Source organism: Brevundimonas sp. GW821-FHT09G01 (assembly GCF_059416065.1).
Window position 1 is genome coordinate 296,491 of record NZ_JBWKOL010000004.1, and the last position, 8,970, is coordinate 305,460.

An 8,970-nucleotide genomic window follows, 5' to 3' on the forward strand; every position below is an offset into this window, starting at 1 on the left:
TGCAAGCTAAGGCGCGTCGGGGGGCTCTGTGAAGCGCTGATCGCCGCAACGAAAAACGCCCCGGAGTTTCCTCCGGGGCGCTGATCGTTCGGCCGTAAAGACGCCTTAGGGGCGGCCGCCGGTCGCCGGGGCGGCGGCCGGAGCCGGGGTCAGGGTGCAACCCCCGCCGATGCGCTGGGCGGTGGCGCAGGGGTAGACCTGCTGGGTCACGCCTTCGTTGTTGACTCGGGCGATATAGCCCTGGCCTTCAGCGGCGCATTTGGCTTCATAGAAGCGGCCGTTGGCGTTCTCGCCCATCATGCGGACCTGGGTGACGCTGCAATCCGAGGCGTCGGTGCCGGCCAGCTTGGGCTGGAAGCTCTGGGCCTGTTCCTGGGCCGTGGTGAAGCGGCACGAACCGTTCATGGACGCGATCTGCAGGCAATCCTTCAGATCCCAGCCGGTGGCGGTCTTTTCCAGCCAGTAGCCGTCGGCGCCGGCGCAGCCGACTTCGTAGACCATGTTGTTGCCGTCGCTCTTGCCGATGGCCAGGGCCTCGTCGACCGTGCAGGTCGCGCCGGCGGCGCGGGCCCAGCCGCCGATGACGGCGACGCCGTTCTGGTTGGCGGGCAGGGCGCACTGCTGACCGACGTCGGCGTTTGGATCGCGCGCACGGGCGATGGCGGCGGTGCCGGCCAGCTCGATGCAGCCGAAGGCCTGCGGCGGGGTCGAGGCGATCAGGATGTAGCCTTCGCCGCCGGCGCAGGCGGTTTCATAGACCTGGGACTCGCCGATCACGCCGGGATTGGTGGCCTCGACCAGCTCGCAGGTCACGCTGGCGGCGGTCAGCTGGGCCTGGGCGGCGGCGCGGACCTGCTCCGGCGTCGGCGGCGCGGCGGGAGCCGGGCGCGAACGGTCCTGGCGACGCTGGCGCGGCGAAGCGGCGGCGGGGGGCGGGGAACGGTCGCCGAGACGGCCCGGCTGGACGCGCGTGCCGTTGATCGTGCCGCTGGCGCGATCCGTTTCCGTGATCGGGCCGCCGGTGGGCGCGGTTTGGGCGAACGCCGGCTGGGCCACGCCCATCAGCACCGCAAAGGCGCCCGCCAGGCCGATGATCTTTCTGTTGAACACGGGGTCACTCCGGAAGGTAAATCTTCGATCGACACCCTTGGCGAGCGGTTGGAGCCGGGTCAAGGCTCTGACCGGTGATGCTGGACGAGAGGCGGCGGTTCGGTCTATCCATCCTGCGTTGCGATTGGAGACGGACTTGGCGGACGGCGTGATCCCGGCGGAGACCGAGGCGAGGCCCGCCGAGCGGGGCCTGACCTATCCGTTCGCCGGACCTCCGGCCTCGGGCGAGGCGGTCATCGTCGCGCCGGACGTGCTGTGGATGCGCGTCGCCATGCCGATGCAGCTGGATCACATCAACGTCTATGCGGTGCGCGACGGCGACGGCTGGGCGGTCATCGACTGCGGCCTGGCGCTCGACGCGACCAAGGCCGAATGGGAGCTCCTGCTGGCCGGCCCGATGGGCGGAGACCCGGTCACCCGGGTGATCTGCACCCATATGCATCCCGACCACATCGGCCTGGCCGGCTGGCTGTGCGAGCGGTTCAACGCGCCGCTGGTCATGACCCGCCTGGAATATGTGATGGCCCGGATGCTGCTGGCCGACACCGGCACGCCGGCGCCGGAAAGCGGAGCGGACTTCTATCGCGCCTCGGGCTGGGACGAGGCGCAGATCGAGCGCTACCGCCGTGAGTTCGGGCGCTTCGGCATGGCCGTCTCGCCGCTGCCCGCCGGCTATCAGCGGATTCGCGAGGGCGACCGGCTGAGCATCGGCGGCCGCGACTGGCGCATCGTCGTCGGCGAGGGCCACAGCCCCGAACACGCCTGCCTGTGGCGCGAGGACGACGGCGTCGTGCTGGGCGGCGACCAGATCCTGCCGCGCATCTCGTCCAACGTCTCCGTCTGGCCGACCGAGGCCGACGCCGATCCTCTGGGCGACTGGCTGGCCTCGCTGGAGCGGATGAAGACGGTCTTTCCGGACGACATCCTGATCCTGCCGTCGCACGGCGAGGTGTTCCGCGGCGCCCACGCCCGGCTGGACGCCCTGATCCGCGGTCATCACGTGGCGCTGAAACGCCTCGACCGGTCGCTGAGGGAGCCGAAGCGGGCGGTGGACGTGTTCCCGGCCCTGTTCGCCCGCCCGGTAGGCGACGGCGTGCGCGGCATGGCCACCGGCGAGAGCATCGCCCACCTGAATTACATGCTGCTGAGAGGTCTGGCCGTTCGCGAACGCGATGCGGACGGCGTCGACTGGTGGCGCTCAACGACACAAGGGGAGGAGGCGGCATGACCGACCACATCAAGACCGAGCTGGCGAACGGCGTGCTGACCGTCACCCTGGCCCGCGCCGACAAGAAGAACGCCATCACCCAGGCCATGTACGCCGCCCTGGCGGAGGCGACCGAGCGCGCGCGCACTGACGACACGGTGCGGGTGCTGCTGTTCCGGGGCGAGGGCGACAGCTTCTCGGCGGGCAACGATATCGGCGACTTCATCGCCATCGGCTCGCAGACCGACAAGCCCTTCGACATGTCGGTGTTCCGTTTCCTCAAATCCCTCGCCGACCTGGACAAGCCTGCGGTGGCGGCGGTGCGCGGCCGGGCCGTCGGCATCGGCCTGACCCTGCTGCTTCACTGCGACATGGTGGTGGTGGCCGAGGACGCGCTGCTGTCCGCGCCCTTCATCAACCTGGCCCTGGCGCCGGAGGCGGCGTCCTCCATGCTGCTGCCGGCGGTGCTGGGCCACCAGCGGGCGTTCGAGATCTTCGCCCTGGGCGAGCCGATAGACGGCAGGACCGCCGTGGCCTGGGGCCTGGCCAACCGCGCCGTCGCCGCCGATCAGGTCGAGGCCACGGCCGCCGAACTGGCCGCCAAGCTCGCCACGCGGGCGCCCAACTCCATCCGCAAGACCAAGCAGCTGATGCGCGACGCGGAACGCCTGTGGGCGCTGATGCAGCGCGAGGGCGAGGCCTTCGGCAGCCAGATGAAGAGCCCCGAGGCGATGGAGGCCTTCATGGCCTTCACCCAGAAGCGCGCGCCCGATTTCTCGAAAGTCGGTTGATTCCCCGGAGCGCGCGCCTTAGGTGCGCGCGCTCATGACCGACGCCGCCCTGCAGACCACCGTGCGCATCGACGCCGAAACGCCCGCCGACGCCGCGTCGGTGGAGGCCCTGGTCATGGCCGCCTTCGGCCCGGGCCGTTACGCAAAGACCGCAGAGCGCATCCGCGAGCAGGCGGGCGTCGCCGCCGGCTTCGTGGCGCGGGAGGACGGTCGGGTGATCGGCGCGGTGCGGCTGTGGACCATCCTGATCGGCGACCGTCCGGCCCTGTTCCTGGGCCCCATCACCGTCTCGGCGGACAGCCGCAAGGGCGGGCTGGGCGCGGATCTGGTGCAGGCCTGCATCGACCATGCAGGCCGGACCGGCGTCCTGCTGGTCGGCGACGCCCCCTATTTCGGCCGGTTCGGCTTCCGCCATGCGCCGGACGTCCGCCTGCAGGGACCGGTGGACCCGCGCCGCGTGCTGTGGCTGGGCGAGGGCGAGCCCTCCGGAATCGTCCGTCCCGCCTGAGCGGGTTTGCACGCCGGGGCGGACCGCCTAAGTCTGCTCCATGGCCGACGCTGACAAGACAACAGGACTGGCCGCCATGGCCGAGGCGGCGAAGCAGGCTCCGGGCCGCGGCCTGCCGCCGGTCCACCTGTGGCATCCGGCCCATTGCGGCGACATCGACATCGTCATCCGCCGCGACGGCGTCTGGCTGCACGAGGGCTCGCCCATCGGCCGGGCCGAACTGGTGCGGCTGTTCTCGACCATCCTGCGCAAGGACGCCGACGGCTATGTGCTGGTCACGCCGGGCGAGAAGCTGGCCATCGCCGTCGAGGACCTGCCGTTCCGCGCCGTCTCGGTCGAGCGCCGGGGCGAGGCGCTGGTCTTCACCACCGATGTCGGCGACCAGACGACGGCCGGGCCGGACGCGCCCATCGTGGTCGAGACCGATCCGACGACCGGAGAGCCCGCGCCCCGCGTGCGGGTCCGCGCCGACCTGTGGGCGCGCATCGCCCGCCCGGTCTTCTATGAACTGGTCGAGGCGGCCTCGGTCGAGGACGGACGGCTGACCGTCCGTTCCGGCGGTGCGGCCTTCGCCCTGGGACCGGTCGGGGCCGGCGTCGAATGAGCCTGGCGACGCTGCGGACCCGGCTGATCGAGCACCTGATCCATCCCGACGGCTGGTCGGTGGAAGACGCCGCCTCACGGTCGGACTACGACCTGAATCCCGATGCGCGATCGACGGCGAAGGCCCTGCGTCCGGCCGCGGTTCTGGTGCCCGTCATCGCCCGGCCGGAAGGCGCGACGGTGCTGCTCACCCGCCGCTCCGACACTCTGGCCAGCCACACGGGTCAGATCGCCTTCCCCGGCGGCCGCCTGGATCCCGGCGAGACGGCCGTCGAGGCCGCGCTGCGCGAGGCCTTCGAGGAGGTCGCGCTCGACCCCGGCGTGGTCGAGGTGCTGGGCGTCGGCGACGCCTATGAGACCGTGACCGGCTTCCTGGTTACGCCGGTGATCGGCTGGCTGGCCGAGCCGCCGTCCGTGACCGCCTCGCCAGACGAGGTGGCCGAGGTGTTCGAGGCGCCGTGGGACTTCCTGATGGATCCGGCCAATCACCGTCGCGATTCGTATGAGCTGGAGGGTCAGCCGCGCCGCTGGTTCTGGGCCATGCCCTATGAGGAGCGCTACATCTGGGGCGCGACGGCGGGGATCGTGCGCGGCCTGTGCGCCCGGCTGTACGGCGACGAGGCCGAACCGGTCGCCGCCGCCGGGGAGGATGCGACGTGACCGTGCTGACCGGACAGGCCTGGCTGACGGCGTCCGCGACCCGTTCGGTCCTGGCGGCGCTGGAGGCGGCGGGCGGCCCCGGCTGCGCCCGTTTCGTCGGCGGCTGCGTGCGCAACGCCCTGATGGGCCGCGAGATCGACGACATCGACATCGCCACCACCCTGAAGCCGGAGGAGACCGAGCGTGCGATCCGCGCCGCCGGCCTGAAGGCCGTGCCCACCGGCATCGCCCACGGCACGGTGACGGCGGTGGCCGAGCGGCAGCCGTTCGAGATCACCACCCTGCGCCGGGACGTCTCGACCGATGGACGCAACGCCACCGTGGCCTTCACCGACGACTGGGCCGAGGACGCCGCGCGCCGCGATTTCCGGCTGAACGCCCTCTATGCGGACGGCGAAGGCCGGGTGTTCGATCCGACCGGCCACGGCGTCGCCGACGCGGCGGCGGGCCGGATCGTCTTCGTCGGTGATCCCGGGACCCGCATCCGCGAGGACTATCTGCGCATCCTGCGCTTCTTCCGCTTCTTCGCCTGGTATGGGCGGGGCGAGCCGGACGCCGCTGCGCTGGACGCCTGTCGCGACCTGGCGCCGGGCATGACCCGCCTGTCCGCCGAGCGGGTGTCCAAGGAGCTGATGAAGCTGCTGGCGGCGACGGATCCGCGACCGGCCATGGCAGCCATGGAGAAGACCGGCGTGCTGGCGCAGGTGCTGCCCGAGGCGGGGCCCCTGACGCTGTTCGACGCCGTCGTGGACCTGAGCGACGATCCCGTGGTCCGGCTGATGACCCTGTTCCCCGTGGACGCCGAGGCCATGCGGCGGGCGTCGGAGCGGCTGCGTTTCCCGAACGCGGCGCGGGACCGGCTGGTCGGTTCGGCGCTGGCGGCGCCGGTCGTGTCTCTGGACATGAGCGACGCCCAGGCGCGGGCGGCGGTCTATCGCCAGGGCGGCCGCGCCGTCGCCGACGCCCTGATGCGCCTTCACGCCGCCGCGCCGGGGTGGGGCGAGGCGGCCATGCGTCTGCTGGCCGTCGCGAACGGCTGGGTTCGGCCACGTCTGCCAGTCGGCGGCAAGGAGGTGGCGCGCCTGGGGCTTGAACCGGGTCCCGAGACCGGTCGCCTGCTCAAGGCCTTCGAGGACAGCTGGATCGCCGCCGACTTCCCCAGCGAGGGCCACGCCGAACGGCTGGCGGCGCTGGTCAACGTGCGCGGGTGAACTCGGTCACGACCGGACGATGATCCGATCCGTTGGGCCGCCCCAGCTTGCGGCTGACGAAGGCCAGGTCGGGCGAGCGCCACACCTGATCGATGGTGACGTTCAGGGGCGAGGGCAGCTGGCTGGGCCAGGTGCCGGGAAAGCCGCCGGCCGGGGCGAGACCCAGGTCCTGCTTCATCTGCCGCCCGATGCGGGCGTTGGAGACGCTGTTGAAGTCCCCGGCTACGATCACCGGGCCGTCCAGGGTGCGTCGGATATCGCCCAAGGCCATGGTCTGGCTGATCTGGCCCCACTGCGGCTGGAACGGCCACGGACGGGTCAGGTGGACGCCGACGACGTTCAGCGCGCCCAGCGGGGTCTGCGCGACGGCGGTGACGGAATGCAGCCCGTCCGGCCGGTTCTCGACCTGCCGCAACGGCCAGCGCGAGGCGATGATCGAGCGTGACGGCCCGCGGGTCTCGTCCGGCCGCATCGAGGCGGCGCGGTATGGATAGTCCGCCAGCAATTCGTCCAGCCGACCGATCGGTCCGCGTCCCAGTTCGATCAGGATGATGATGTCCGGGTTCGCCGCTTCGATGGACCGGCGCATCGCGGCGACGTCGTCGTTCAGATAATAGACGTTGGCCGAGTACAACCGGACCACGGGCGCGCCGGCTTCGGGCTTGCCCGCCGGGGGAAACCACTGCGGCGCGACACAGGCCAGCAAGGCCAGGCTCGCCGCCACGCCGGCCCATGCCGCCGCTTTCAGGCGCAGGATCGCCAGGAACAGGGTCGCGACGATCACCGCGAACAGCCCCGGCGCGGTGAACTGGGCGAGGATGTCCACCCAGCGATGGCCCACGCCGAATCGGATGGCCGCCGAGACGATCAGCACCCCGACGAAACCGAGCGCGCACAGGGCGCCGGCCCACCGCCGGACCACGGTCCAGGCCGAAGAACGCCCTTGCGCTTTATGATGAACGCCGGTCTCCATGGCGCGTTACGGTCTCGCTTCGGAGGATGGAATGCCCAAACGGACCATCGGCGATATCGAGAAAATCTGGACCAATGTCGAGGGCGTCAAAAAGCTCTCGGACCGGGTGATCGGCATAGGGCCGTTCGGGGTGGGCATGGACGGCTTGCTGACCTGGGTCCCGCTGGTGGGCAGCGCCTATACGATCGGCGCCGCCGGCTGGCTGATGATTCAGGCCGTGCGGGCCAGGGCGGCGCCCGGAACGCTCGTGCGGATGGCCGGCTACCTGGGCCTCGACAGCGTGACCACGGCGGTGGGCGAGGTGCCCTTCCTCGACTTCGTGCCGAACGTCGTCGACGTGCTGTTCCCCGGGCACCTGATGGCGGCCAAGGCGCTGCAGAAGGACATCCAGACCACCCACTGGGTCGAGGCCAATGAGCGCGAGGCCCGTGCGTCCGGCGAACATGACCGCCATGTCGCCAAGGTGAAGAGCGATCCGAACCTGCGCCGCATCGTCTACCTCCACGACTGAGAAGACGCGGGAGTTAATGTTGAACCATCGGATCGGTGACGACTAACCCTCTGAACTGATGGAAGAACGTGCCCTCGTCAGCGTCATGAGCCCGCCTGAGGACGCCGCGCCCGCACACTGATCTCCGACGATGTTTCGGAGACTTCCTTCCATGAGCGACGACCAGTCCGCGCGCCTGGGTCTGCCCTATCTGGCGGCCGGGCAGATGCAGAAGCATGTGACCCTCAACGAGGCCCTGACCCGGCTGGACGCCCTGGTCCAGACCACGGTCGCCAGCCGCACGACGGCGGTCCAGCCGGCGGCGCCGGAGGACGGCCTGCTTCATATCCTGCCGGCCGGCGCGGGCGGTCCGGCGTGGAGCGCCTTCACCGCCGGTGATCTGGTTCGGGCCGAGATGGGCGGCTGGATCGGCGTCGAGGCGACCGACGGCCTGCTGGCCTGGGTGGCCGATGAGGCCGCCTTCGTGGTGCGCGAGGGCGGCGGCTGGAGCCCGCTCGGCGCGCGGCTGGGCGAGGTCGGGCCGCTGGACCGTCTGGGCGTGGGGACGCTGGCGGACGCCGCCAATCCCTTCGCCGCCAAGCTGAACAAGGCGCTGTGGACCGCGCGGGAAGCCGCCGAGGGCGGCGACGGCGATCTGAGGATGACGCTCAACAAGGCGGCGCCGGCGGACGTCCTCTCCTTGCTGTTCCAGTCGGGCTACGGCGGCCGGGCCGAGCTGGGGCTCATCGGCGATGACGACCTGACGCTGAAGGTCAGCCCGGACGGGGCCGCCTGGCGCACGGCGCTGAGCGTCGACCGCGCGACGGGGCGAGTGTCCTTCGGCCAGGGGGCGGGGCGCCGGGAGACCACGGTCTTCACTACCGGCGGATCGTGGACTCCGCCCGCCTGGGCGCGAAGCGTCGAGGCCGTCGTCGTCGGCGGGGGCGGCGGCGGCGGAGCCGGGGCCTTCGGCGCCTCGGGCGCCCGATATGGCGGTGGAGGCGGCGGGGCCGGGGGCGCCGTTCGGGCCGTCTGGGCGGCGAACCAACTGACGTCGGCCTTGACGGTGACGGTCGGCTCGGGCGGCGCCGGCGGCGTGGCCGCGGCGGGAGCCTCGGGCGGCGCCTCCGCTGTGCATCTGAACGGGACCGCGCTGATCTCGGCCGGCGGCGGCGGGGCCGGCGGACTGGGCGGCGGCGCGAGCGGAGCGGCGGGCATTGGCGGCGCCGGTGCGCTCAACGCCAACAGCGGACGGGCGTCGAGCGTCTCGGCCGCAGGAGCTGCGGGTGGAGCCTTCGACCGGCCGGACGGCGCGGGCGGGGGCGGCGCGGGCGGCGGGCTCGATGCGGGCGGAAACGTCCGGTCCGGCGGTCCGGGCGGCGACGGCGGCGCGGTGGTGGTCCGGGCGCCCGGCGGG

General features: G+C 71.7%; 10 protein-coding genes. 8 read left to right on the plus strand and 2 right to left on the minus strand.

The window, feature by feature from the left end; genetic code table 11:
* Positions 1–105 precede the first annotated feature (105 nt).
* Positions 106–1,110 (minus strand): hypothetical protein, encoded by a 1,005-nt coding sequence (locus AC07NB_RS10720; protein ID WP_492312516.1) that lies wholly within the window; start codon positions 1,108–1,110, stop codon positions 106–108.
* A 136-nt stretch (positions 1,111–1,246) separates the two neighbouring features.
* On the opposite strand from AC07NB_RS10720, the gene AC07NB_RS10725 reads away from it, so the two are divergent.
* Genes AC07NB_RS10725 through AC07NB_RS10750 form a run of 6 tightly spaced genes read left to right on the plus strand, consistent with a single transcriptional unit; the run spans position 1,247 to position 6,090 of the window.
* On the plus strand, positions 1,247–2,338 hold the full coding sequence (locus AC07NB_RS10725; protein ID WP_291839615.1) for an MBL fold metallo-hydrolase: 1,092 nt from the start codon (positions 1,247–1,249) through the stop codon (positions 2,336–2,338).
* On the plus strand, positions 2,335–3,108 hold the full coding sequence (locus AC07NB_RS10730; protein WP_494570818.1) for an enoyl-CoA hydratase: 774 nt from the start codon (positions 2,335–2,337) through the stop codon (positions 3,106–3,108). Before AC07NB_RS10725 ends, AC07NB_RS10730 begins: the two co-directional genes overlap by 4 nt.
* A 34-nt stretch (positions 3,109–3,142) precedes the next feature.
* On the plus strand, positions 3,143–3,616 hold the full coding sequence (locus AC07NB_RS10735) for a GNAT family N-acetyltransferase (protein ID WP_494570819.1): 474 nt from the start codon (positions 3,143–3,145) through the stop codon (positions 3,614–3,616).
* Between the two features lie 40 nt (positions 3,617–3,656).
* Positions 3,657–4,220, plus strand: a complete 564-nt coding sequence (locus AC07NB_RS10740; protein ID WP_291839609.1) for a DUF1285 domain-containing protein — start codon at positions 3,657–3,659, stop codon at positions 4,218–4,220.
* Positions 4,217–4,879, plus strand: a complete 663-nt coding sequence (locus AC07NB_RS10745) for a CoA pyrophosphatase (protein ID WP_494570820.1) — start codon at positions 4,217–4,219, stop codon at positions 4,877–4,879. Before AC07NB_RS10740 ends, AC07NB_RS10745 begins: the two co-directional genes overlap by 4 nt.
* Positions 4,876–6,090 (plus strand): CCA tRNA nucleotidyltransferase, encoded by a 1,215-nt coding sequence (locus AC07NB_RS10750; protein ID WP_494570821.1) that lies wholly within the window; start codon positions 4,876–4,878, stop codon positions 6,088–6,090. The genes AC07NB_RS10745 and AC07NB_RS10750 overlap by 4 nt, the downstream gene beginning before the upstream one ends.
* On the opposite strand, the gene AC07NB_RS10755 is transcribed toward AC07NB_RS10750, so the two are convergent.
* On the minus strand, positions 6,074–7,012 hold the full coding sequence (locus tag AC07NB_RS10755) for an endonuclease/exonuclease/phosphatase family protein (protein WP_494570822.1): 939 nt from the start codon (positions 7,010–7,012) through the stop codon (positions 6,074–6,076). The genes AC07NB_RS10750 and AC07NB_RS10755 overlap by 17 nt on opposite strands.
* A gap of 82 nt (positions 7,013–7,094) precedes the next feature.
* Between AC07NB_RS10755 and AC07NB_RS10760 the strand changes: the two genes are divergently transcribed.
* Positions 7,095–7,574 carry a DUF4112 domain-containing protein gene (locus AC07NB_RS10760; protein WP_494570823.1) on the plus strand — a complete coding sequence of 160 codons (480 nt, stop codon included), beginning with the start codon at positions 7,095–7,097 and terminating at the stop codon, positions 7,572–7,574.
* 151 nt (positions 7,575–7,725) lie between these two features.
* Positions 7,726–8,970: DUF2793 domain-containing protein (locus AC07NB_RS10765; RefSeq protein ID WP_494572576.1), on the plus strand; the 1,245-nt coding region annotated here is incomplete at its 3' end.